The sequence below is a fragment of the Novosphingobium sp. 63-713 genome (assembly GCF_001898925.1).
Classification (GTDB): Bacteria; Pseudomonadota; Alphaproteobacteria; order Sphingomonadales; family Sphingomonadaceae; genus Novosphingobium.
The window spans coordinates 726349-750480 of sequence record NZ_MKVS01000005.1 but is presented as its reverse complement, the minus strand read 5'-3'; the positions used below and the strand labels follow the sequence as shown (position 1 = coordinate 750480).

Sequence of the window (24132 nt, the reverse complement as noted above, 5' to 3'; positions counted from 1 at the left end):
TTTTGCCAACTGCGGCGCGATCAATTTTACCGCGTAGGTGAGGCGCCGCAGGCTTCTCCGCTTTATGTCGCCGGAGAAGCCTGCCCCGCCTGTGCCTGAGGAAAGGCGGCAAAGAAGGCGTTGCGCACTTCGGTCTGTGCCCCGGCCGCGATTTTGGCGGGCGTGGCGCCGCGCACATTGGCCAGATCAGGCCGCGCCCCGGCCCGCGCCATCGCCATGAACATCGCGGCCAGGTCCGCCGCAGGCCTGCTGCCCGCCAGCACATGCAGCGCGCTGTTTCCTTTGGCATCGACCAGTTCCGGCTTGGGCAGGGCGGCCAGAGCCACTTCCAGCGCGGTCAGTGTCCGGCTACGGGCCGCCGCGATCAACAGGTTCTCGCCATCCTGCGCCACGAAATCCGCTTTGGCCCCTGCCGCAATCAGCGCTTTCATCGCCTCGGCCTGCCCGGCTTCGGCGGCCATGAGCAGCGGCACTTTGGGCGGCACCGGCGGCGGCGCCACACCGAAATTGGCCTCGGTCACCCATGTGATGCGCGAGGGGCCGGAAAGCCCCTCCACCGCCGCGCCCCGCACGATCAGCAGACGGACGAGGCCCACATCGCCCCCGGCGGCGGCCCGGTGCAGCAATTGCCAGCCTTCGCGGTCGCGCTCATTCAGATCGACGCCCCCGCGTTCGATCAACAGGCGCAGCACATCCCAGCGCCCCTGATAGGCGGCCAATTGCGCCGCGCTGGTGTTTTCCGGCCCGCGCGCCGTTGCATCGGCCCCCGCCGCCAGCAAGGCCGAGACCGCCGCAACATCCCCCGATTTCACCGCAAAGAGCAAAGGGGTAAAACCACCCTGCGACACCGCTCTTGCCGAAGCCCCAGCCCGGAGCAGAGCCGAAACCGCCTCTGCCCGACCGGAGGATGCCGCCCACATCAAAGGTGTTTGCCCCCGCGCATCGCGCAGATCGACCTCGCCATGGGCCATCCGCTCCACCACCGAGGCAGGCGCGAAACGGGCGCACAGATGCAGGGGCGTGGCGCCGTCACTGCGTGCGCGTCGCGGATCGGCCCCGGCATCCAGCAAAGCCCCGATCATGCCCGCATCGCCCATTTCGCAGGCCAGCCATAATGCGCCCACGCCATCCTGATCCACGGCATTGACCTGCACCCCGGCCCGGATCAGCGCGCGGACCGCCCCGCGATCCTGATGCGACACGGCCAGCATCAGCGGCGTTTCGCCATAGGCCAGAGGGCGATTGGCCTGTGCCAGAGAGGCCGCCACCCCGCGCTCATCACCCAGACGTATCGCGTCGGCCAATTCCTGCGCCTGAACCGGCGCGGCCACAAGCGCGGCCAACAGCCAAACCTTACGCAAGGGCCAATTCCTTGAGCGCGCCGGTGCTGTCGCCAAATTTTTCGACAGGCATCCCCACCGCCTGCAGCCCGGTCAGCAGCAGGTTCGACATGGTGGTGCCCTTTTCCACCCGCGCATGGCCGATATGGCGCACCAATCCGCCCGCGACCACGATGGGCAGGTCCATGAAATCATGATCGTTGGAATCGCCAAAGGCCGATCCGCGCAGCACAAAACTGGTGTCGAGCAGGCTGGCCTCGCCATCGCGGGCGCTATCCAGCTTGTCCAGCAGATAGGCAAAATAGGTCATGTGATAGCGGTTGATCTGCGCCAGTTTTGTCTTCTTCTCCGCCATCTGTCCGTGATGGCTGAGCATGTGGTGGGAATCGGGCACGCCGATTTCGGGATAGGTGCGGTTGCTGATCTCGCGCCCGGCCATAAAGGTGGCGACGCGCGTGATGTCGGCCTGCATCGCCAGCACCTGAAGATCCAGCATCAGGCGGACATGCTCATCGAAACTGTCGGGAATGCCCGCCGGACGCTCGATCCCGGCCTGCGCCATCGGGGTGTTGGCGGCGCGCTGAATGCGGCGCTCGATGTCGCGCGTGGCGGTCAGATATTCGTCCAGCTTTCTCCGGTCCTCCATGCCCAATTGCCGGTTCAGCCTTACCGCATCCTCGCGCACGAAGTCGAGCAGGCTGGCCTGACGGCGCAACCTTGCGGCCTGCACGGCGGCATCCACCGCATCGCCATCGCCGAACATCCGCTCGAAAATCTCGGCCGGATTGGCCGCCACCGGCAGGGGCACCGTCGGGTTCATCCACGAAAGCCCGTTGGTATAGGCGCAGCTGTAGCCGATGTCGCAACTGCCCAGCAGGCTGGGCTGGTCGATCCCCGCCTCGATCGAGGGCAGAGCCGTGGCATCGCCCAGATGGCGGGCATAGGCCTGATCCATCGAAATGGCGCAGCGGATGTCGGTGCCCTCGGTCTGGCGGACATGGGTGCCGGTCAGGAAAGCCGGGCACGACCGCCCGTGGCCTGCCGAAAGATCGCCCATCGCGGCGGCCTGCGGATGGCCAAGGCCGGTGATCACGCTCATCCGGCTTTTGAATTTTTCCAACGGGCCAAGGGTGGGTGTCAGCGCATAATCCATCCCTGTTGCGGCGGGACGGAACTGGTCCATCATCATGCCGTTGGGCGTATAGAAAACGAACAACCGGCGCGGCCGGGCCATGCGGTCGGCGGCCTTGGCCGACGGCGCCATCGCCTCCAGAAAGGGCAAGGCCATGGCGGCGCCTGCCCCGCGCAGCAGGGTGCGGCGGGAAAGGATGGGGCGCGGGATCATCATGGGCGAAGGCTCCCCCCGTTTGTGTTCAAGGTGGTGGTGTTCAAGGTCATCTGCGCGGCCCCGACGGGCACTTTGCGCAGGCGGAAGGCATCGGACAGAACAATGCCGCGAATGACGGTGCGGATGCGGAAATTGTCGGCTTCGGCCATGCGGGCGATGGCGCGGATCTGGGGCCGGTCGCCCGCAATGATCCCGCGCCCCAGCGCATAGGTCATCAGTTTTTCGGTGAAGGCCTGCGTAAACTGATCCTTGCGCGCCAGCAGGATGTGGCGCAGCCCCGGCAGGCCCGCAAACCGCGTGCCGTCAGGCAGGGTGGCGCCGGCGTCGATCACCTGCCCCGCATCCATCGTGCGGCGCGCGCCGATGGCATCATAATTTTCCATGGCAAAACCGATCGGGTCCATCCGCACATGACATGCCGCGCAGGCCGGATCGGCGCGGTGCAATTCGAGTTGTTCGCGCGCGGAAAGCAGTTTGCCGTCATGGGTGGTTTTCAGCGCGGGCACATCGGGCGGCGGCGGAGGCGGCGGCGAGGAAAGCAGGTTTTCCAGCACCCATTTGCCGCGCTTCACCACGCTGGTGTGATTGCCATAAGAGGTTACGGTCAGGATGCTGGCCTGCCCCAGCAATCCGCCCCGGCCCCAGCGCGGATCGAGCGCCACCTTGCGCATGGCGGTGCCGCGCACGCCGGGAATGCCGTAATGTTCGGCCAGGCGCTGGTTGAGGAAGGTGTAATCGCTGGAGAGGAAGTCGAGCAGGCTGCCGTTGGTTTTGACCAGATGGGCAAAGAACAATTCAGTTTCCGCCGCCATCGCCCCGCGCAGCCGCGTGTCGAATTGGGGGAAGACATCGGTATCGGGGCGCTGCTGATCCAGATTGCGCAGATAGAGCCACTGGCCCGCAAAGTGTTGCGTCAACGCCTTGGCGCGCGGATCATCCAGCATCCGCATCGCCTGCGCGGCCAGAACATCCGGCCGGTGCAGTTGATGCGTTTCGGCCAGCCGCAGCAGGGTTTCATCGGGCAGGCTGCTCCACAGGAACAGCGAGAGACGCGTGGCCAGATCGCGGTCCGCCACGGGATGGATGGTGCCGGGGGCGCCCCCCGCCGGATCGCTCTCGGCCTGAAACAGGAAATGAGGCGAGACCAGCAGCGCCGCCACGCCCGCCTCTATCCCGCGCTCAAACTGGCCGCTGGCGGCGCGTTCATCGTTATAGGCGTGCAGCAGAGGCGAAAGATCATCCGGGGAGATCGTGCGGCGATAGGCACGCCGGGCCAGCCTCCCCAGAATTTGCCTTGCGCAGCCATCTTCCTGCGCCGCATCGGCCGGGTGGCAGGTAAAGATGCGGCGTCGGCTTGGCGTGTCCTGCGCCCCGGTGATGGCGGTCGGCCCCGCCACGTCCACTTCCATCACATCGCGCGGGAAATTCTGCTGCGCATAACGGTCCGACAGCCGATAGGAGGGCACCATCAGCGTGGCCGCCCGCCGCCCGTCCACCAGGACATCCAGCGGCAGCATCACCGGTTTGTTCACCGGCAGCGGCACTTCATCCAGATTGTTGCGCAGGAACTGGACGCTTTCATCGGGCGCCACCTCGCGGCGGAAGGCCATGCCGATCCGGTGCGCCCCCGCCCCCAGCCGCACCCGCGCGCTCACCCGGTCCTGGGGCAGACGATCGCTTTCATTATTGGTGTTGGCGTTGAGCCAGCCCACCACATCATAATCGCCCGCCGCCCGGGCATAGAAATCCATGATCCCGCCCCCGCGCGAGGCGGGCGGCAAATCCTCGCTCATCCTTTCATTATAGGCCGGGCGGCCCGAATTCATGATCGAACCGTCCTTGGGCACGATATAGCTGGCAACCGAGGGGCGCGGGCGGTCGATCCCGGTGGCCAGACGCGCCACCTTGGTGCCCACCGCCACATAGCGTTCGACCAGCGTGGGCGAGACAGACAGAACATCGGCGATATTGTCGAAACCATAGCCCGAATTGTCCTGCGGCAATTCGCGCGAGACATCGACATGGAGCGCCAGCAGATCGCGCACGGCGGCTGCATATTCCACCCGGTTCAAACGCCGCAGCGTGGCCCGGCCCGGATCGGGATGGGCCGCAGCAAAGGCATCGCGCCCTGCGGCCACCCAGCGCACAAAGGCGGCGCGCATTTCGGGCGAAGGCTGGCGCTTGGTGTGGGGGGGCATTTCATCCTGCGACACTTTGCGCAGGATTGCCTCCCAGATTTCGGCCCGCCTGCCCTGCGGTATGTCATCCCCGCGCAGGTCGTCGAAAGAGAGCGATCCGGCCTCGTCAATATCGTTGTGGCACGAGGCGCAGTAATCCTCGACCATCGACAGCGCGGCCTTGTCGTTGAAGGCCAGCGCCAGATGGGGCGACGCCGCAAAGGTTTGCGCCGAATGCAGGGCGCCTGTGGTCGCCAGCGCCAACAGGCTGGTCATCAGGCCCGCCCGTCCGAAATGGTTTGCCCCGATGCGGCGCATGCTATGCAGATCCCGATGGTTGGTATGGCGCGTCCCTGTGCGGCGCGGCATCGGGCTAATCGCTTGCGGCGTTGCCGTCTATTGCCGTTATTGCCATAAGCTGTACGCAAAAATAGAGCGCCCCTTGTGGCGTCAGGCCCTTCCAGGCTGCATGCCGCTGCCACAGGTCAGTTTTTCAGCCATGATGAAGTTCTTCCAATTCCACAACGCGGGCGCGCAACCGGTCAATTTCAGCCAGCAGGGGCCGAGTGGCTTCTGCAATCTGCGCCTCTGTGAAGCGGGGTGTGATGTGCTGAGGGCAATTCCAGTCGAACCCGACGATATCGATCACGAAGGCCCTCTCTCCTTCGGCATCGTAACCGGGTACCATCAAGGCGGCGACCTTTTCGGGATCGTCGGTGATATGGGCATGGCCGATCATCTTGAGCCGACGCCGGTTCGGATAGTCCATCAGGAACAGACATACCCGATCATCGGCGGCCAGGTTTGCGGTCGAAAGGTACTGTCGATTGCCGCGATAATCGGCAAAACCGATACTGTTGCCGGAGATCCGGCGCAAAAATCCTGCCGGTCCACCGCGATGCTGCACATAGGGCCAGCCACCTTCGCTGAGGCTGGCCAAATAGAAGCTGTCCCGCGCGGCGATGAAATCCAGTTCTCGATCGGTAAGAATATCCATCTTGCCCGCCTGGGCCTCCATGCGTGCATAGGATGCCCGCGAACCGTCGACTTCCTGCAAGGCGCGCGAGCGTGGGCCAAACATGGTTTTGAAGAATGTGTGTGCCATCGAAACTGGGCCTCCTCGGGCGCGTTCGATCAGCCCTGCACGAAGGCGAGCGGATCGGGATTGATCGTGAGCATACCGCAGAGCCAATCGGGCTAACCGCAGGCATTGTTCTGGAAGCGGGCATAGGCCAATCGCATAAGCGGCGGCTTACAGAGTGTCAGCCAAAGCGGCCGATTGTATCAAGCAAGGTCGACCGCAGGCGATGCACGATCCGTTGAAAGCTCGCCTCATCACCAAGCGCCCGTGCCAGGACGATGGCCCCCTGTATTCCGGAAACCGCCTCTTCAGCCAGATCCAGGGCCATCGCCGGAGGCACCTTCCCCGCTTCGAGACATTGGGCCAAAGCCGAAATCCAGCGTGCGAAGTAATCCTTCACCTTGATCGCGAAGGTCTCGCCCGAAGAGTTCAGCCCGAGGCACCCGACCACGCATACTCTCCTCCCGGAGCGGAAATAGGCGGTCACGTCGTCAAACATGGCTGTAACAGCCGCTGACGGATCAGACCCATGCTCCAATGGCGAGAAAATCGCTTTGGCGAACCAGCCGTCGATATTTTCAAGGACCGCCTCCATCATCTCCTCCTTCCCGCCGGGGAAGAAGTTGTAGAGGCTGCCTTTGCCAAGACCGGTGGCTTTGGACAGGGTGGCCAGGGTCGCGCCCTCGAACCCGTGTTCACGGAAGGCTTCTGCCAGCGCCGGAATGGCACTTTCGCGATCAGTGAGGGCGCGCTTGGCTCTCAAAGGCCGAGGTCGCTCAGCGAGGGATGATCATCCGGACGACGGCCAAGAGGCCAGTGAAACAGACGATCCGCTTCCTTGATCGGCATTTCGTTGATGCTTGCGTGGCGGTTTGACATCAGTCCGTCTTCGGCGAATTGCCAGTTTTCATTTCCGTAGGCCCGGTACCATTGGCCGGCATCGTCACGATACTCATAGGCATAGCGCACCGCAATACGGTTGCCGGTAAAGGCCCAAAGTTCCTTGATAAGCCGGTACTCGTGCTCCTTGTTCCACTTGCGCTCAAGGAATGCCTGCGCCTCCTGACGGTTGGTCGCGAATTCGACCCGGTTACGCCAGCGGGTGTCGAGTGTGTAAGCCAGGGCAACCTTGGCCGCATCGCGGGTGTTCCAGCCATCTTCGGCCAGACGCACCTTCTCGACGGCGCTATCGTGGGTGAACGGGGGCAGCGGAGGACGGGACATTTCATTTCCTTTCGAGATGGGAAGGGTCTTGGCAAGCGCCGGGGCCGTGAGGGCCGCAGCAGGGAGGGCAGCTATGAAGGTGCGGCGGTTCATGGGATTTCCCTGCGGGGTTGCCCGCCTGTACCTATCGGTACAATCTTTTACCGATAGGTACAAGTTATTTTTCAGGCAGCCAATCGGCGTCTTGGCTCATTCCGCCAACAACGCAGTACTTTCAGATGTTTATGCATGAAATCCTACACCGTAACACGGCTTGGCGCTGGGGAGGCAAGGCTGCACTCAGCGACTTGTGTCTCGGAGGAGACGGGAAGATAGGTTCACCATCCCGGCCTTCTTCAATCTGGGGGGCGGCCCGTCAGAAGGGCTTGGTCGGGAGATACTTGCCGTCGAGCGTAATGACGCAGCGGTGGCCGCCTTCGGGGTCTTCGCGCTTTTCAAGCTTGAGCTTGAAGTTGATGGCGCTGATGATGCCGTCACCGAAATCCTCGTGAACGAGGGACTTCAGGGTCGTCGCATAGACCTGAATGATCTCATAAAAGCGATACATGGTAGGATCGGTCGGCACACCGTCCGGGAAGCTGCCGCGGATGGGGATCGCCTGCAGCAGCTTGATCTCCTCGGTGGTGAGGCCAAGCGTCTCGCCGACTGCTTCGGCAGCGCTCGCGGGCAGCGGGTGCTGTCCGAGCAGCGCGGCGGTGACGAACTCGCGCGAGAGGCCGCTGTTTGCAGCGATGGCGGTCCAGCTCAGCTGCTTCTCAGCCTTGGTCTGAATGACGGCTTCGGTAAGCGCCTTACGGGCGGTCTGGGTCACTTGAACTTGGGTCATGGATATGCCTTTCATCTTTATTGGTATTGGGTGTGCCCACCGCTGATGGGCGAGGAAATCCGGCGTCCCGGCTGCAGGGCGTCAGGAAGCGAGAGCGAGGTCTGTCGCGTTCGTCTCGGGGTATTCGACCAGATCGATGAACCGGCCGCTCGAAGCATCATAGGTCACGATCGAGCCTTCACCGATGTCATAGACCCACCCATGCAGGCGGACGCGCCCCTCGGAGAGGGCCAGGGCGACAGAAGGGTGAGTCCGCAGATTGGCAAGCTGGGCGATGACGTTCTCACGCACCATGCCCGCAACCTTGCCGGACTTGCAGCTATGGGAATGGGCGTCGTTGATCGCCTTTGCGGCATCGGCGTGGTGCAACCAGCTCGAAACGGCCGGCAGGGTGCTGAGGTCGGCGCCGCTTGCGATGGCCGTCATCGCGCCGCAATCGGAGTGACCGCATACCACGATGTCGGCTACGCCGAGGACGGCGACAGCATACTCGACAGTTGCCGAGACGCCGCCGTGATGCAGGCCAAAGGAGGGAATGATGTTTCCCGCATTGCGGATGACGAACATATCGCCCGGCTCGCTTTGCGTAATAAACTCAGGCACGACCCGGCTGTCTGAACAGGTTACAAAGAGCGTACCCGGCTCCTGCTTTGTTGCGAGGTCTTGGAAGAGAGGGATGCGTTCGGGATATTCCCCCTCCCTGAATTTTTTGAAGCCTTCGATCAGCCTTTGCATTGTATCGATCTCCTTGCCTTGTTGAGGCAGGTATCGACTTCCCGCTTATAATTGTCCAAGACTGGAAACCGATCAGGTCTATAAGCAGGCGTTATACAGATGCTCCTTCGTCACCTTCGTTACCTCTCGGCGGTTGTCGAACATGGCAGCTTCACGCGCGCCGCTCAGGCCCTGCATGTATCCCAACCAGCGCTGTCGCAGCAGATCCGCCAGTTGGAGGAGCAACTGGGCGTGCAACTGCTGGACCGTTCGGGCAAGGCGGTGCGCGCCACGGATGCTGGCGCGACATATTTGAGCCATGTGCACCGGGCCTTTCGCGAGATTGACGCTGCGGGCCGCGCCGCGCGCGATGTCAATGATCTGAGCTCCGGGAGGCTGCGCCTCGGGTTCACGCCCAGCTTCAGCGGTTATCTGATTGCTCCGCTAGCGCGTCGTTTCCGCGAGAAATATCCCGGGATCACGCTCGACCTGCTCGCCTTGTCACAGGACGAGATTGAAGCTGATCTTGCAGATGACCATCTGGATTGTGCAATTGCATTCTGGGCGTCGAGGGTCACCGGCATCGTTGCGCAACCACTGCACACTGAACGGTTGTCACTGATTGCTCGATACGATCACGCGGTAATGGCGACCGAATCCATTGATGTTCCGGGCATCGAGAGGGAAGGGATGGTTCTGCTGAGCGGGAGCTTTGCGACACGGCAAACCATCGACAAGCATTTCAAGCAGCATGGGATCAAGCCCAACGTCGTCATCGAAACAAGCTCGATGACAACCCTCATCGAGCTTGTGAGGTCCGGCTCATTGGTTACCATTCTTCCTGATGCAGTCGCTTTTGAAAAGGACGACCTGCGCTTCCGACCGCTCCTGCCTGCGGTCAAGGAACGAAGGGTGGTCTTGCTCCAACGGGAGGGCGGCTATCGCTCCGCCGCGGCAAGGGCATTCGTCGCTACACTCGACCTTTTTGTGCAGGAACTGGGCAAATCATCTCTGAAATAGCTCACATCAGGCGCTCCCGCCGACGGCGCAAGGGGAAGGAGGAGTAGGCATAGCCAAGACGTGGCTCGGGATCGATGCCCCGCCAGTGCAATCCGGCGGGCAGCTTTGCCCGCACATTGCACGTCGTTAGCGAAGCTTCTTTGAGAGTGCGTGCAAAATTGTCCGCCCGAGACTGTCGGGTATCCGTCAAATATCAGCGTACAGCTGTGAACAATAATGCGACGACTAAGGCGGAATGGGTCAAAATTCCCCCGATTTTCAAGCTTTTCGGCCAACCACAACGAACGGTGCGGACTTCAAAAAAGCGTTTGCTCTCTATTTCAAATCAAACCCCAACGCATGCAAGGCCCCCTTCAACTTCTCGCGTCCATGCAGCGCGGCGGCCGACGCGCCCCGCGCCAGCACAAGGGCGCGCCAGCCCACCGGGTCCTGCCCCTGCTCTTCCTGAAAAGCGCGGGCATCGCGGTCATACTCGGCAATCGCCGTGCTTTGTCCGCCCAGATCATAGGTTTCGCGGTGCAAAACCACCGATTGCGGCAAACGCGGCTTGACCGCGGCGGGCCGCGTGGCATCGCTCCACCCCAGCACCAGCCCGAACACTACAGCCGCGCGGGGAGGCAGGCCGACCAGCTTTGCCACTTCCTCGGGATGATTGCGCAGCGCGCCGATATAGACCGTGCCCAGCCCGAGCGATTCCGCCGCAATCACGGCGTTCTGCGCGGCCAAAGCAGCGTCTACCGTCGCCACGGTAAAGCTCTCCAGATAATCGAACCCGTCGCTCGGCGCACCCGCCTCATCAGCGATCAGCCCTGTCCGCGCCAGATCGGCCACGAACAGCAGGATCAGCGGAGCATGTTCGATATGCTTCTGCCCGCCCGCCAGCCGGGCCAGCTCCTTGCGCTTTTCCTCGTCCTCAACCGCCACCACGCTCCACAATTGCAGGTTGGACGAGGTGGCCGCGCTTTGCGCCGCCGCGACGAGCGTGGGGATCAGCTCGACGGGCAGCGGATCAGGGCGAAACCCGCGCACCGTGCGATGGTCGAGCAGGCGGGCAATCGTGTCATTCCACAGGATGCGCTCGGGCGCGGCAGAGCGATAGCGGCGCTCCAGCGCATCATGGGCGGCAAGCGGAACGGGGTCTTCAAGCGCCATGGCGCATCTCCAGAAATTGAACCTTGACGCCGCAAATAGCGCCGGGCCGCGTGTCCGTCCAATGATGCTGCCCTTTGTTCCTATTGAGATTTCTGTGATCCTTCACGCCGAACCTTCATCATGCGGCCACTTCTCATAAGCCTATCAGCAGCTCTCGTTTTCATCGCGCCGCGCCGGGCCCCATCCTTGGCGCCATTCAGCAACCGCGAGAGAACCACCCATGAGCCAGACCCGCCAACTTCATTTGGGCGCCATACTCGAAGGCGTCGGCACCGATCAGAACAGTTGGCGCGATCCGGCGCTGCCCTCGGACGCCAGCGTCAATATCGACTGGTATATCGAGAATGCGAAGAAGGCCGAGGCATCGCTCTTCGACCTCGTGTTCATCGTCGACAGCCCCTATATCACGCCCGACACCGCGCCCCATTTTCTCAACCGGCTCGAACCGCTGACGCTACTCTCGGCGCTGGCCACACATACCAGCCGGATCGGTCTGGTCGGCACGCTGACCACATCCTATTGGGAGCCCTATAATGTCGCGCGTCAGTTCGGCAGCCTTGACCATATCAGTCGGGGCCGCGCGGGGTGGAATGTGGTCACCACCGGGCTTGAGGGCGCGGCGCGCAATTACGGGCGCGACGAGCATTTCGACCATGCCGAACGCTATGACCGTGCGCTGGAATTTGTCCGCGTGGTGCAGGGCTTGTGGGACAGCTATGAGGATGATGCCTTCCCCCGCGACAAGGCGGCGGGTCTGTTCCTCGACAAGGCCAAGCTGCACAAGCTCAACCACAAGGGTAAATTCTTCCGCGTCGATGGCCCCCTTGCCCTGCAACGCAGCGCGCAGGGCCAGCCAGTGATCTTTCAGGCGGGCGACAGCGATGCGGGCCGTAACCTTGGCGCCCAGATCGCCGACGGCGCCTTTGCCGCAGCGCAAGATTTCGAGGCGGGCCAACAGTATTACGCCGACCTGAAAACCCGCGCCGCCGCGCTGGGGCGCAATCCCGATCATATCGTGGTCCTGCCCGGCCTGTTCCCCACGCTGGCCGACACCGACGAGGAAGCAGCCCGCCTCCACGCTTCACAGGAGGAAGCGCTCAGCCTCGACAAGCTGCTGGTGCAATTGGGCCGCGCCTTCAACTATCATGATTTCCGCCAGTATGACCCCGACGCACCCTTCCCCGATCTGACCGGCGTCACGCTCAACAGCTATAAGGGCCATGCCGAAAAGATCATCCGCGTGGCGCGCGAAAAGGGCTACACGCTGCGTGAGGCGGCATGGCACCTTGGCCGCTGGAAATCGCCCTTCATCGGCGGGCCGGAAACCGTGGCCGACGTGATCGAGCGCTGGTTCACCGGCCGCGCCGCCGACGAGTTCAACCTGCGCGTCACCAACCCGCGCGATTTCCAGATCTTCCGTGAGCGCGTCGTCCCGATCCTGCAAAGGCGCGGCCTGTTCCGCACCCGCTATCAGGCCGACACTCTGCGCGGCCATCTGGGCCTGCCTGTGCCGGAAAACCGCAACGCCGCGCCGCTGGCCGAGGCGGCCGAGTAATGGAAACCGACGTCCTGATTATCGGCGGCGGCATGGCGGCGGGATGGGCCACCATCGCCGCCGCGCAGGCCGGGGCGCGGGTGGTGGTAGCCGACAAGGGCTATATGGGCACCAGCGGCGTCACCGCGATGGGCGGCCCCAACCACTGGTGGGTGGCCCCCGATCCGGCCCGGCGCAAAGAAGCCATCGCCCGCCAGAGCGGCAAGGCGCAAGGGCTGGGCGATCCGGAATGGATGGCGCGCATTTTGGACCTCACATGGCGCTATTTGCCCAGCCTTGCGCCGCACTATCCCTTTGGCAGCGATGGAGCGGGCGGCACCTATTATTCCGGCGTGCGCGGATCGGAATATATGCGCGCCCTGCGTTTGGCTGCTCTCGAGGCGGGCGTGACGGTGCTCGACCATCACCCCGCGCTCGAATTGCTGCGCGATGATGAGGGTCGGATCGCCGGTGCGCGCGGCCATGCCTTGCGTACGCGGCAGGATTGGGAAATCCGCAGCCATGCCACCATTCTGGCCACCGGCGGCAATGCTTTCCGATCCGGCCTGATCGGCAGCCATACCAACACCGGCGATGGCCAATTGATGGCCGCCGAGGCGGGTGTAGCCCTGTCGGGCATGGAGTTTGGTCCAAGCTGGTCGATCTCGCCCGCATGGGCATCCACCCGCACGCTGCCCTATACGGGCGCGGTCTATTATGACGCCGACGGGCGCGAACTGGACATCCCCCCCAGCCGCGCAGCGGGCCATGCGCATAATCGCGCACTGGGTCATGAGATGCTGGCCGGGACGGTATTGGCCGATCTGTCCCATGCGCCCGCAGCTCTGCGCCCCATTCTGCGTCAGATCCAGCCCTTTACCCCTGCCCCCTTTGAGCGGCGCGGGATCGACCTGTTCCGCGACCGCTTTCCGGTCAAACTGTTTGGCGAAGGCACAATCCGGGGCACCGGCGGCCTCGATCTGGCCGATGCCGAATGCCGCACCAGCGCGCCGGGCCTGTTCGCCATTGGCGATGCGGCCACGCGCGAACTGGTGGCGGGCGCCAATAGCGGCGGCGGGGCGGTCAATTCGGCATGGGCGCTCTCGTCGGGCCGGGTCGCCGGGGCGGCAGCGGCACGCGAAAGCCTTAAGCGCAAAAGCTTCTCTGCCCCCGTCCATGGGCTTGGCCGCATCGCCATCGCGCCGCTTTCGGCGCATCGCGCCATCGAAGCGTCCGCCATCCACCGCGCCGTCGATCATGCAATCCACGGCTATGCCCATGTCTTTACGCGCGATGAGGCCAGCTATGCCGCCTCAGGCGAAAGATTGGAGGCGATCTGGGGCGAATTGTCCGCCCATGGCCAGGCAACCGGCGCTGCGTTAGTGTCCTTGCGCGAAACGGCGGCTCTGGTGGCCGGTGCGCGCTGGACCATCGCGGCGGCGCGCGGGCGCAAGGAAAGCCGTGGCCTGCACCAGCGCGCCGATTATCCCGAAGCCAGCGGGCCAACCCAACGCCAATTGGTCAGCGGACTGGAAACGGTCCGCATCCACTCTCAACAGGCCGAATTCGCATGATTGCCCAGATCCTTGCCGACAAATGCAATAATTGCGCGCAATGCGTGAATGTATGCCCCACCTTCGTACTGGATGATGGGCCGCAGGTGCCCGTCATCGCGCGGCTCGATGCCTGCCAGACCTGCTATATGTGCGAACTTCATTGCAATCAGGATGCCATCTTTGTCGCGCCGGATCAGTTTGCGCCCGAACCCTCCGCCGATCCGCTGCCCCATTTGGGCATGATCCGGCGCGATCATGGCTGGGACCGGCCCGGTGAGGCGGGGCATCTTGACGAATATCGCAAACTTGGCCCGCTGCTGGGCGAAGGGGCGGAAATCGCCGCGAGGCGGTATCAGGCGCAGCGCAGGGGCGTCTGACAGGATGCGCCGTGATGCCAATGCCCGGCATCACGGCGCTTTTCCTAGGTTTTGGGCAATTGCGATGTCAGTACATAGCCGTCCGCCACGGGCCGCTTGGCCTCCAGCGCCCCGACGCGAACGAAAGTGTCCAGAATGGCCTGTTGCCGCGCCACCAGTTCGGGCGTGACCGGGCCATCCACCACCAGCGAACGCTCGGCCGTGGCCTGAGCAATCGGCAAGGGCAGGCCGGTTTCCTTGGCCAGAACCTTTGCGTAATCCGCGACATGGCTGCGCCGCCATTCCATCGCGCGCGCCTCGCGGGCCAGGAAATCGACCAGCAGGTCGGGTTTGTCGCGCAGCACGTTTTCATGGACCACATCGAAGGAGCAGGCGTCGAACAGATCGCTGCCATCAGCCAGAATACGGTCGCCCGCCGCCTGTCCGGTCGGCACATAGGGGCCCCACGTGCTCCACGCATCCACCGCGCCAGAACGCAAGGCCGCCGCCGCATCCGATGGCGTCATAAAGATCAGCTCAGCCTCGCCCGGCTTGATCCCGGCATTCTCAAAGACTTTGAGCGCGAGGAAATGGCCGATGCTGCCCCGCCCCGTCACGATCTTTCGGCCTTTCAGATCCGCCGGTTTACGCACCGGCGATGCGCCCGGCACCAGAATCGAGAGGATGCCCGCCGGGCGCGGATGCGAAACCCGGGCGGCCACCGCCTTCAGGGGCTTGCCGGTCTGATAGGCGAAGAGGAAAGGCGCATCGCCTATCAGACCGATATCGACCGCGTCCGAGCCCAAGGCCTCCAGCAAATGCTGGGCGGCGGGAAATTCGGACCATTCGACGCGATAGGGCGCACCCTCCAGCACACCCGAGGCCAGCACCAGCGCCTTGGTCCCGCCCTTTTGCGAGCCGACGCGCAGCACCTTTTCGCCGCCGCCCCCCCGACAACCGGCGAGCGCCAAAGCGCCCGCCCCAAATCCCAACGCGGCCAGCGCGCCGCGCCGGTTCCACAATGCCCTTTCGATCATGCCGCGCTGCGCTCCGATCGCGCGGCGGTATAGCGGTTGACCGGCTTGTCCAGCCCCAGCCCCTCGCGGAAGGTGGTGCCGGTGTAGTCGGTCTTGTAGATCCCTCGCGCCTGCAGGATCGGCACGACCTGATCGACGAACACGTCCAGTTGGCCCGGCAAAGATTCAAACATATTGAACCCGTCCGAGGCGCGCGTTTCCAGCCATTGCTGAAACCGGTCGGCGATCTGCTCGGGCGTGCCGGTGAACTGGCTGCGCGGGGTGGCCGCGCGCAGGGCGATCTCGCGCAGGGTCAGGCCCTGTTTGGCAAGTTCCAGAATGCGTTCGGACGCCGACTGGTTCGATTTATAGCCCTCGACCGCCACTTCGACCGGGAAAGCGCCATCGGGATCATAGACGCTGAAATTATGATCGTTGAACGAGCGGCCCAGTGCGCGCAGGGCGTTTTCAAGGCTGACGAGGCTCGCCAGTTCCTGATGCAGGCGCTGCGCCTCTTCCTCGCTGCTGCCCACGATCACGCGGGCGCCCGGCACGATGAAGAGCTGTTCCGGGTCGCGGCCAAAGCCGCGCGCGCGCGCCTTGACGTCGGCGTAAAATGTCTGCGCCTCCTCGATATTTTCCTGATGCGTAAAAATCGCCTCGGCGGATTTCGCGGCGAAATTACGCCCGTCCTCCGACGATCCGGCCTGAAAGATCACCGGCTGCCCTTGGCGTGAGCGCGAGATGTTGAGCGGGCCCTTGACCGAGAGGAACTCGCCCTTGTGGTTCAATTCATGCAGCTTGTCGGGATCGAGGAACTGGCCGGTTTCCTTGTCGCGCACCAGTGCATCGTCTTCCCAACTGTCCCACAGGCCCTTGACCACATCGAGATATTCGGCCGCCAGACGATAGCGCGTGTCATGGGCCAGATGCTCGGACTTGCCGTAATTGGCGGCGCTGCCCTCCAGCCAACTGGTCACGACATTCCAGCCCGCACGGCCGCCGCTGATATGGTCGAGACTGGCGAACTGGCGCGCCAGATTATAGGGCTCGGTATAGGTCACGGTCGCCGTGCCGACCAGGCCGATATGTTCGGTAACGGCGGCGATGGCCGACAGGATCGTCAGCGGTTCAAAGCGGTTGAGGTAATGCGGCGAGGAACGCGCATTGATCGACACGCTGTCGGCCACGAAGAGGTAATCGAACTTGCCGCGCTCGGCGGCCTGCGCCTGACGCTTGTAAAAGGACAGGCTGGTGGAGGCATCGACCTGCGCATCGGGGTGGCGCCAGTCGTCCCAGCCGGGGCCGACGCCATGCAGGATGAAACCAAGGCGAAGTTGTCGTTTGGACATGAGATTATTCCTTATGCGGAAATCGGGGGATTGGTTTCAGCCGGCCAGCGCGGCGCTCTGACCTGCACGATCAGCGACCTTGGCGCGCACCAGCGGCAGCAATTCGCGGCCATAGAGCAGCGCATCGTCGAGCGGTTCAAAGCCGCGGATCAGGAAATGGTCAATGCCGATGTCGAAATAGTCGAGCATGGCGTCGGCCACCTGTTCGGGCGTGCCGACCAGCCCGGTCGAATTGCCCTGCGCCCCGGTCAGCGCGGCAACGCCCGTCCACAGGCGGCCATCGCGGCGGTTGCCCTGCGCGGTTTGCAGCAGGCGCAGCGAGCCTTCATTGGGCGGACGGTGACCGGTGGTGGGCAGACCTGCGGCCTCACGATGGGCGCGGACCTGATCCTCGATTTCGGCGGCGCGCTTCCACGCGGCCTCCTCGGTATCGGCAATCACCGGGCGCAGCGAGAGCGAGAAGCCCGGACGGCGCCCATGCTTGGCCGCCGCATGGCGCACGGCCAGCACATTTTCGCGCACCTGCTCCAGCGTTTCGCCCCACAGCGCATAGACATCGGCATGACGCCCCGCCACCTCGATCGCCTCGGGCGAGGAGCCGCCGAAGAAGACCGGCAGATTGTCGGGCTTGACCGAGGAGAAGGCACCGCGCGCTTCATAGAAACGGCCCTTGTGATCAAAGGGCTGGGCCTCCGTCCATTCGCGGCGCAGGATATCGATATATTCATCGCTGCGCGCGTAACGCTCGGATTTGACCGAGTTCACATCGCCATCGCGGGCCATTTCCTCATCGGCGCCGCCGGTGATGATATGCACCGCCACGCGCCCGCCCGACAATTGATCGAGCGTCGCCAATTGCCGCGCGGCCAGCGTGGGCTGGGTAAAGCCGGGGCGATGGGCGACGAGAAAGCCGAGCCGCGTGGTGATGGCGGCGGCATGGGCGGCCACGATCTGGCTCTCCGGGCTGTTCGAACCGAAGGGGATCAGCACGCGGTCAAAGCCGACCTCTTCCTGTCCCCGCGCGGCGGCATCGACATAATCGCGATCCAGAATGCGGCTGCGCACCGGAGCGTGGATTTCCGAGGCATTGTTGAAGCCGATATAGCCGATGAACTTGACGGCATCAGAGGGGTTTTCGGACATGGAAATTCTCCGCAAAATCAAATGACGAAAAAGCCGTGGGTGCCGTCGCGCTCCAATTGGGCGACAAGGCCGTATTCCCAATCGAGATAGGCCTGCATGGCGGCCTGTGCGTTGTCTGTGCCTTCATAGGGACGCTTGTAGCGGCCCTCCACCCCGCGCGGGGCGGGGGCGGCGTCCGGGCCGGTTTCGCTGTGCGCGCCGCCCTCCAGCACGTAAACTTCCCAGCCCAACTGGGCGAGCCAAGAGGCGGTCATGTCGGCGCGGGGGCCAAGGTCGTCGGCCAGCACGATGCGCGCACCGCGCACGGGCGCGAAGTGGTCGGTTTCCTGCACCAACTGCCCGCCCTGCGCATTGCGGAAGCCGGGGATATGGCCTGCGGCATAATCCTCGGGCAGGCGCACGTCATATTGGTAAAGCGTGCGGGTGTTATCGGCGCGCAAGTGGTCCAGTTCCTCGGGCGTGATCCGCTTGACGCCTGCACGATAGGCCACCTCGCGTGCCTTTTCGCGAGCTTCCTCCACCAGCGGCGCATCGGGCAGGGCGGCGCGGCGCTGTTGCCCCGTTTCCAGCCCCTGCCCGGCCAGCGTCCAGCCGATCGTGCCATTGCGCAAAGCATAGATCCGGTTGGGCAGGCCCGCATTCACCAGCGACTGCGCGCCGATGATGCTGCGCGTGCGGCCCGCGCAATTGACGATGATCGTGGTATCGGGATCGGGCGCGGCGGCGCGGGCACGCAGCACCAGTTCGGCGCCGGGGCTGGAAATGCCGCCCGGAATGCTCATCGTGGCATATTCATCGAAGCGGCGCGCGTCGAGGATGGCAATATCGGCCTTTTCCTCGATCAGCGCCTGCACATCCTGCGCGGGCAGCGAGGGCGTGTGGCGACGGTGCTCGACCAGTTCGCCAAAGGCCTTGGAGTAGCTGTTCACATCCTCGAACAGCTCATAGCCCGCGCTTTTCCAGCCCGAGAGGCCCCCCGCCAGCTTTTCAACATGGGTAAAGCCCAGCGCGCGCAGATGGACCAGCGCGGCCTCGGTCAGATCCTCGCCATTGTCATAGACGACGATGCGCGTGTCCTTGCGCGGGATGCGCCATGGCGCCTCGGCATTGATCCGGCGCAGCGGGATTTGGGCAGCGAACAGCGGGTGGCCCAGCGCGAACTCTGCCTCTTCGCGCAGGTCGATCAGCGCGATTTCCTCACGCGTGATCAGGGCCTTGCGGATGTCCTTGGCGGTAACACTCATTTGGATCGGTCCCACAGATTGGGCACCAGCGCATTGGCATAGCCCGAGATGAACAATTTGGCCTCGCCACCCTGCGCAAAGGTCGAGCGGCGGACCGCGCCGATATTGGCGCCGTAAACATGGATCGAAATCGAGGGCGCGTCGGCCAGAACATTGCGCACCTGATGGATGTCGCCATGGGCCGGGCTAAGGGCCTCCACCTCGCCGGGATTTAACGAATGCGGAGGCCCCTCCGGGGCCAGCGAGCCATCACTCTGGCGGCGGAAATTTTGGGATTCCTCTTTCCCACGCAAAACACCGACAAGCCCCCAGACCGTGTGATCGTGGATCGGCGTGCCCTGTCCCGGCCCCCAGACGAAGGAGACGACGGAAAAGCGCTCGGCACTGTCGCAATGGAGCAGATATTGCTGATAGCGCTCGGGCGAAGGCGCGGCGAAAGCATCAGGCAGCCAGTCATCATAGGCCACCAGATCGCTCAGCAGTGCGCCGCCCCTGTCGAGGATTTCGCCCTCATCCGACGTGTGATCGAGCAGATCGGCCAGTGCGGTGACGAAATCGCGCAAGCGACCAATGTTGGCTGACGTATTGACCGGGTGGTCCAGAACCGCCGCGCTCATACCGATGCCCCTTGCGGGAAAGGTAGGATGCTGGCGCCGACATCGACGGCCGAGAGGACATGCTCGGAGGTGACTTCGCAGCCCAGATGGCCCAGCAGACGCTGGCGCAGCACGCGGCCCACATCGCCGCGTTCGCCGCGCTGGACGGTGATATGCTCCTCGGCCACGATGCGGCCTGCGTCCAGCACGAGGATACGGTCGGCCAGTGCGACCGCCTCGTCCACGTCATGCGTGACCATCAGGATCGCCGGGCGATGCACCCGCCACAATTCCAGCACCAGCGCATGCATCTTGATCCGCGTCAGCGCGTCGAGCGCGGCAAAGGGCTCATCAAGAAGCAGGAGTTTAGGCTCACGCACCAGCGCGCGTGCCAGGGCGACTCGCTGCGCCTCGCCGCCCGAAAGCGTCAGGGGCCAGGCGTCGATGCGGTGCCCAAGGCCCACCTCGTTCAGAGCAGCCTCGGCGCGCTCGCGCACCCCCGGCCCTTTCAGGCCCAGCGCGACATTGCGCCACACCTTTTTCCACGGCAGCAGGCGCGCATCCTGAAACACCACGGCGCGGCTGCTCGGGATCAGCACATCCTGTCCGCCCACGCTGTCCAGCCCGGCCAGCGTGCGCAGCAAGGTCGTCTTGCCTCCGCCCGACCGGCCCAGCAGGGCGACGAATTCGCCCGGGGCGATCGACAGGTTCAACCCGTCGATGACCGTGTTGGCGCCAAAGCTGCGATGAAAATCGCGCAGGCGGACGACAGGCTCAGACACCGGGAAAGCGGCGGTAAAATTGGTTTCGGCCAGCATGATTTAAGCCTCCGCAAGATTGGAGCGCCAAGCCAGAGCCCGGCGTTCGATCAGCCGCACCAGCCCATCCGCGCCAAGACCCAGCGCCGCATAGACCAGCAGACAGACCACGATGATGTCGGTGCGCATGAAGTCGCGGGCATTGTTGACCAGATAGCCAAGGCCCGCCGAGGCATTGATCTGTTCGGCGACAACCAGCACCAGAATCGACACCGAAAGCGAATAGCGCAGCCCCACCAGCAGCGAGGGCAAGGCGCCGGGCAGGATCACATGCCAGATCACTTCGGCGCGGCTGAGACCAAAGCTGCGCGCGCCCTCGATCAGGCGGACATCGACACCGCGAATGCCCGAATAGAGGTTGAGATAGACCGGAAAGATCGAGGCAAAGGCGATCAGCGCCACCTTGGGCGTCTCGCCAATGCCGAACCACACGATGAACAAAGGTGTGAGCGCCAGCGTCGGGATGGTGCGCTTGATCTGCATGATGGGGTCGATGGCGGCCTCGCCCTGACGCGACAGCCCGGCGGCCAGCGCCAGCCCAATGCCGATCGACAGGCCGATCACCAGCCCCGCCGCCACGCGCAGGAACGAGACCCAAAGATTATCCGGCAATTCCCCGGTGGTCAGCATCTCGACCAGAGTGCCGATCACGCCAGAGGGCGCGGCCAGCGTGCTCTTGGGAATCAGGCCAAGGCGCGAGCCGCCCTCCCACAGAATGAGAAAGACCACGGGCGACACCCAATGGCCTGAAAACAAAGAGGCTAGGCGCCGGTGAAACTGGGTGGATCGGGGCATGATAAAGCTCGTCGTGGCGGGAGAGCTTCACCAGAACCCTAAAACTCTACTCGATCAATTGAGTTATGAGCGCGACCTATAAGCATGGCTCATAAGGGACGTGGCGAGCGCAGATCTGTCATATTTAATTATTTTTTTTCAGTATTTTAAATTCAATCTGCGGCGCGAATAGATTTGCTTTTGCATGGCTTATCTCTACTATTTTGATTGACAATAGGCCCTCATGCATAACACCCGCATTCCCCCCGGCGGTCCGCCCGCCCACCATCTTCCGAGGACACCCATGCCCGTCAATTTGCCCACAAATCTGCTGCGCAGCTTCGTCGCCATTGTGGACACGGGCTCGATGCTCAACGCCTCGGAAAAGGTGTTCGTCACGCAAAGCGCACTTTCGCTCCAGATCAAGCGGCTGGAGGAATTGCTGCAACAAAACCTGTTCCACCGCGAAGGCCGCCGCCTTTCCCTGACGCAGGCAGGCGAACTGATGCTCGATTATGCGCGCAAGGTGCTGATCCTGCATGACGAGGCGGTTTCGGCCATCACGGCGGGCCATTTTTCCGGTCCCGCGCGCATCGGCATGGTGCAGGATTTTGCCGAAACGCTGCTCTCTGGCCTGCTCGCGCAATTTGCCGAACTGCATCCCGATGCGCAGATCTATTCGCGCATCGCGGGCACCGCCGAATTGCTGGCCCAGCTTGAGCGGCGCCAGCTTGACATCGTGCTGGGCTTTGCCGCCGCCAATGATCCTAACGCCATCGCCTATGCCGCGATGGAATGGTATGGCAAGGCCGATCTGCTGCGCCAGAATGTGCTGCCGCTGGCCGTGCTCGAACCGCCCTGCCGCTTTCGCGAGGCGGCGATCCGCACGCTGGAGGATGCGGGCGTGCCTTATCGCATCACGGTCGAAACGCCCAACCTGACCACCTTGCGCGCGGCAGTGGATGCGGGCCTTGGCATCACCTGCCGCACGCATCTGTTCCTGAGCGAAGAGCCGTTGCAGATCGAGCATTTGGCCCCCCTGCCCCGCGTCTCCTGCGTGCTGCAAACCGCCGCCAGCCTCGATCCGGCCACAGCGCGTCTGGCGCAACTGGCGCGGGAAATCGTCGTCGCGCTATAGGCGCTTATGACAAATCTTAAACCCTCGCGCCCCGCTTCTCACTGTCCGCCGGGGGCGCGGGGGGATTATCGCTGACCTCCTCGAACCCGCAAAGAGAGGCAGATCAGCATGGCCCATCCCACCCTCCACCAACTTTACGCCGAGCTTCAGGCCGAACGCGAGCGCACCTGGGCGCCCGAGCAACTGGAGCGCAACGCCTCGCAGCGCCGCTCGCTGGTCGCGCGTTTCGATCCCGCCGCCTATCCGCAGCCGGGTCAGGTGATCGCACCCTTCACGCTGATCGATCAGGATGGCAAGGCCCTCACCCGCGATGAATTGATCGCCCATGGTCCGGCGGTGCTGGTGTTCTTCCGCTTTGCCGGCTGCCCGGCCTGCAATCTGGCCCTGCCCCATTACAACCGCCACCTGTGGCCCGCGTTGAAGGCGGCGGGCATTCCCCTCGTCGCGGTCAGCGCGCAAAACCCGGCGGATCGTTCGATCATCAACCGCCATGGTCTCGACTTCCCGCTGGCCGCAGACCCTGATTATGCGCTGGGGCGCGCACTGGGCATCACCTTCCTGCCCGACGATCAGCCTGCGGTGAAGCCCGGCGACAACTGGATCGGCGCAACGCTTGGCACCAACAGTTACGAAATCGACCAACCCGCCGTGCTGATCCTGAATGGCGACGCCACGGTGCGCCGCCTGATCGTCAGCCCCGATTGGATGGACCGCCCCGAGAGCCAAACGATCCTCGAACATCTGCCCGAAGCGCGATCCGGGGATTTGGCGGCCAACGCGGCCTGATGCAAAAGGGGCGCGATCCTGTGTCGCGCCCCTTTTTCAATTGTAATGCAGCGTTTTGGCCCGCGACAGCACATAGGCTGACAGGATCTTGGCATCCGTCGCGCTGATCCTACCCGCAAAGGCGGGCGAGGAATTGACCCTCCCCTCGCGCACGGTCTGCGCCACCGAGGCGCGATCCCGACCGAACAGCCATGTGCGCGGCCGCGTTAAATCCGCCGCCCCGGTCGCCGGATCGCCCCAGCCCTGCAGCGTGTGGCAATCATAGCACCCGCCCTCAACCTCGAACGTCTCCTTGCCCAGCGGAATCTGTTTGGCGTCAAAGGGCTGACCGGAGAGCTTCAGAACATATTCGGTAACGGCGGCGATCTCATCCGGCTCAAGGCTTTGCCCCACGCCGCGTGCAGGCATCGTGGGCCAGTTGCGCGTTTTGGGATCGGGCGCGCGGATGCCGTGCAGGATGGTCTGCTCGACATCGCTCGCCTTCATATTGAACGTGTCAATGTCCTCGCCGCCAAACAGCCATCGATCATCGGTCAAATCGGGCACATGCGCGCCGGGCGTCCCTTTCAGGTCCGCGCCATGGCAGGACGCGCAATGCCGGGCAAACAGCGGCGGGGCCAGCCGGACCGCCTCGGCGCGCAGGGCGGGATCATCCCAGATCGCATTGGCCGAGGCCGCCTCCAGCGCGCCGCTGGGCCGATCCACGCCGCAGGCGGCCAGAGAAGCAAGGCCGACAAAAGCAAGCAGGGATCGGGCATGGTGCTTCATCGCAAGTTCTTTCATGGCTTGGGCGGATGGTTGGGGGATTGGCCCCGAAGGCTAGGGCGCAGACCTGGCGCGTCCACCAAGTTTTCCTCATTAGCTTTGATGAAAATCTGAATTCACCTTGGGCGCGGGATCGCTAAACCCATAATCTCAATTATCCCGATAGAGTTTA

General features: G+C 63.6%; 23 protein-coding genes. 6 read left to right on the top strand and 17 right to left on the bottom strand.

What is annotated here, in order from left to right; translation table 11 throughout:
* Nucleotides 1–62: 62 nt before the first annotated feature.
* The 8 genes from BGP00_RS04110 to BGP00_RS04075 all read right to left on the bottom strand — a co-directional run bounded on the left by BGP00_RS04110 (nt 63) and on the right by BGP00_RS04075 (nt 8731).
* On the bottom strand, nt 63–1361 hold the full coding sequence (locus tag BGP00_RS04110) for an ankyrin repeat domain-containing protein (protein ID WP_292922123.1): 1299 nt from the start codon (nt 1359–1361) through the stop codon (nt 63–65).
* Complete coding sequence (locus BGP00_RS04105) at nt 1354–2688, bottom strand: DUF1552 domain-containing protein (protein WP_292922121.1); 1335 nt, start codon at nt 2686–2688, stop codon at nt 1354–1356. The genes BGP00_RS04110 and BGP00_RS04105 overlap by 8 nt, the downstream gene beginning before the upstream one ends.
* The gene (locus BGP00_RS04100; RefSeq protein ID WP_292922119.1) at nt 2685–5141 is read right to left on the bottom strand and encodes a DUF1592 domain-containing protein; all 2457 of its coding nucleotides are present in this window, start codon (nt 5139–5141) and stop codon (nt 2685–2687) included. The genes BGP00_RS04105 and BGP00_RS04100 overlap by 4 nt, the downstream gene beginning before the upstream one ends.
* A gap of 217 nt (nt 5142–5358) precedes the next feature.
* On the bottom strand, nt 5359–5970 hold the full coding sequence (locus BGP00_RS04095) for a pyridoxamine 5'-phosphate oxidase family protein (RefSeq protein ID WP_168602058.1): 612 nt from the start codon (nt 5968–5970) through the stop codon (nt 5359–5361).
* Nucleotides 5971–6127: 157 nt separating this feature from the next.
* Nucleotides 6128–6709 carry a TetR/AcrR family transcriptional regulator gene (locus tag BGP00_RS04090; protein WP_292922116.1) on the bottom strand — a complete coding sequence of 194 codons (582 nt, stop codon included), beginning with the start codon at nt 6707–6709 and terminating at the stop codon, nt 6128–6130.
* Nucleotides 6706–7170 (bottom strand): DUF1348 family protein, encoded by a 465-nt coding sequence (locus tag BGP00_RS04085; protein WP_168601251.1) that lies wholly within the window; start codon nt 7168–7170, stop codon nt 6706–6708. Before BGP00_RS04085 ends, BGP00_RS04090 begins: the two co-directional genes overlap by 4 nt.
* A gap of 355 nt (nt 7171–7525) precedes the next feature.
* Complete coding sequence (cynS, locus tag BGP00_RS04080; RefSeq protein WP_292925712.1) at nt 7526–7996, bottom strand: cyanase; 471 nt, start codon at nt 7994–7996, stop codon at nt 7526–7528.
* Nucleotides 7997–8077: 81 nt separating this feature from the next.
* On the bottom strand, nt 8078–8731 hold the full coding sequence (locus tag BGP00_RS04075) for a carbonic anhydrase (RefSeq protein WP_292922112.1): 654 nt from the start codon (nt 8729–8731) through the stop codon (nt 8078–8080).
* A 99-nt stretch (nt 8732–8830) separates the two neighbouring features.
* Between BGP00_RS04075 and cynR the strand changes: the two genes are divergently transcribed.
* Nucleotides 8831–9730 carry a transcriptional regulator CynR gene (gene cynR / locus BGP00_RS04070; protein WP_292922110.1) on the top strand — a complete coding sequence of 300 codons (900 nt, stop codon included), beginning with the start codon at nt 8831–8833 and terminating at the stop codon, nt 9728–9730.
* 315 nt (nt 9731–10045) lie between these two features.
* Here cynR and BGP00_RS04065 read toward each other — a convergent pair whose 3' ends face one another.
* Nucleotides 10046–10882, bottom strand: coding sequence for an NADPH-dependent oxidoreductase (locus BGP00_RS04065; protein ID WP_292922108.1), 837 nt, complete (start codon nt 10880–10882; stop codon nt 10046–10048).
* Nucleotides 10883–11102: 220 nt separating this feature from the next.
* On the opposite strand from BGP00_RS04065, the gene BGP00_RS04060 reads away from it, so the two are divergent.
* Genes BGP00_RS04060 through BGP00_RS04050 form a run of 3 tightly spaced genes read left to right on the top strand, consistent with a single transcriptional unit; the run spans nt 11103 to nt 14349 of the window.
* The gene (locus BGP00_RS04060; RefSeq protein ID WP_292922106.1) at nt 11103–12437 is read left to right on the top strand and encodes an LLM class flavin-dependent oxidoreductase; all 1335 of its coding nucleotides are present in this window, start codon (nt 11103–11105) and stop codon (nt 12435–12437) included.
* Nucleotides 12437–13990: an FAD-binding protein gene (locus tag BGP00_RS04055; RefSeq protein ID WP_292922104.1), complete on the top strand. Its 1554-nt coding sequence runs from the start codon at nt 12437–12439 to the stop codon at nt 13988–13990. The genes BGP00_RS04060 and BGP00_RS04055 overlap by 1 nt, the downstream gene beginning before the upstream one ends.
* Nucleotides 13987–14349 carry a ferredoxin family protein gene (locus BGP00_RS04050; RefSeq protein ID WP_292922102.1) on the top strand — a complete coding sequence of 121 codons (363 nt, stop codon included), beginning with the start codon at nt 13987–13989 and terminating at the stop codon, nt 14347–14349. The genes BGP00_RS04055 and BGP00_RS04050 overlap by 4 nt, the downstream gene beginning before the upstream one ends.
* Nucleotides 14350–14393: 44 nt before the next feature.
* Here BGP00_RS04050 and BGP00_RS04045 read toward each other — a convergent pair whose 3' ends face one another.
* Genes BGP00_RS04045 through BGP00_RS04015 form a run of 7 tightly spaced genes read right to left on the bottom strand, consistent with a single transcriptional unit; the run spans nt 14394 to nt 21292 of the window.
* Nucleotides 14394–15365 (bottom strand): ABC transporter substrate-binding protein, encoded by a 972-nt coding sequence (locus BGP00_RS04045; RefSeq protein ID WP_292922100.1) that lies wholly within the window; start codon nt 15363–15365, stop codon nt 14394–14396.
* Nucleotides 15362–16696: an LLM class flavin-dependent oxidoreductase gene (locus tag BGP00_RS04040; RefSeq protein ID WP_292922098.1), complete on the bottom strand. Its 1335-nt coding sequence runs from the start codon at nt 16694–16696 to the stop codon at nt 15362–15364. The genes BGP00_RS04045 and BGP00_RS04040 overlap by 4 nt, the downstream gene beginning before the upstream one ends.
* Before the next feature lie 36 nt (nt 16697–16732).
* Complete coding sequence (locus BGP00_RS04035) at nt 16733–17839, bottom strand: LLM class flavin-dependent oxidoreductase (protein ID WP_292922096.1); 1107 nt, start codon at nt 17837–17839, stop codon at nt 16733–16735.
* 17 nt (nt 17840–17856) lie between these two features.
* A complete protein-coding gene (locus tag BGP00_RS04030; protein ID WP_292922094.1) occupies nt 17857–19083 on the bottom strand; it encodes a rhodanese-like domain-containing protein in 1227 nt (408 codons plus the stop codon).
* On the bottom strand, nt 19080–19700 hold the full coding sequence (locus tag BGP00_RS04025) for a cysteine dioxygenase (RefSeq protein WP_168601313.1): 621 nt from the start codon (nt 19698–19700) through the stop codon (nt 19080–19082). The genes BGP00_RS04030 and BGP00_RS04025 overlap by 4 nt, the downstream gene beginning before the upstream one ends.
* Nucleotides 19697–20497 carry an ABC transporter ATP-binding protein gene (locus BGP00_RS04020; RefSeq protein WP_292922091.1) on the bottom strand — a complete coding sequence of 267 codons (801 nt, stop codon included), beginning with the start codon at nt 20495–20497 and terminating at the stop codon, nt 19697–19699. Before BGP00_RS04020 ends, BGP00_RS04025 begins: the two co-directional genes overlap by 4 nt.
* A 3-nt stretch (nt 20498–20500) precedes the next feature.
* A complete protein-coding gene (locus BGP00_RS04015) occupies nt 20501–21292 on the bottom strand; it encodes an ABC transporter permease (protein WP_292922089.1) in 792 nt (263 codons plus the stop codon).
* A 283-nt stretch (nt 21293–21575) separates the two neighbouring features.
* Here BGP00_RS04015 and BGP00_RS04010 point away from each other — a divergent pair, with 283 nt between their 5' ends.
* The gene (locus tag BGP00_RS04010; RefSeq protein ID WP_292922087.1) at nt 21576–22409 is read left to right on the top strand and encodes a LysR substrate-binding domain-containing protein; all 834 of its coding nucleotides are present in this window, start codon (nt 21576–21578) and stop codon (nt 22407–22409) included.
* Nucleotides 22410–22517: 108 nt separating this feature from the next.
* Complete coding sequence (locus BGP00_RS04005) at nt 22518–23195, top strand: peroxiredoxin-like family protein (protein WP_292922085.1); 678 nt, start codon at nt 22518–22520, stop codon at nt 23193–23195.
* Nucleotides 23196–23231: 36 nt separating this feature from the next.
* Here the strand turns inward: BGP00_RS04005 and BGP00_RS04000 are convergent, their stop codons facing one another.
* Nucleotides 23232–23963, bottom strand: coding sequence for a c-type cytochrome (locus BGP00_RS04000; protein WP_292922083.1), 732 nt, complete (start codon nt 23961–23963; stop codon nt 23232–23234).
* Nucleotides 23964–24132 lie beyond the last annotated feature (169 nt).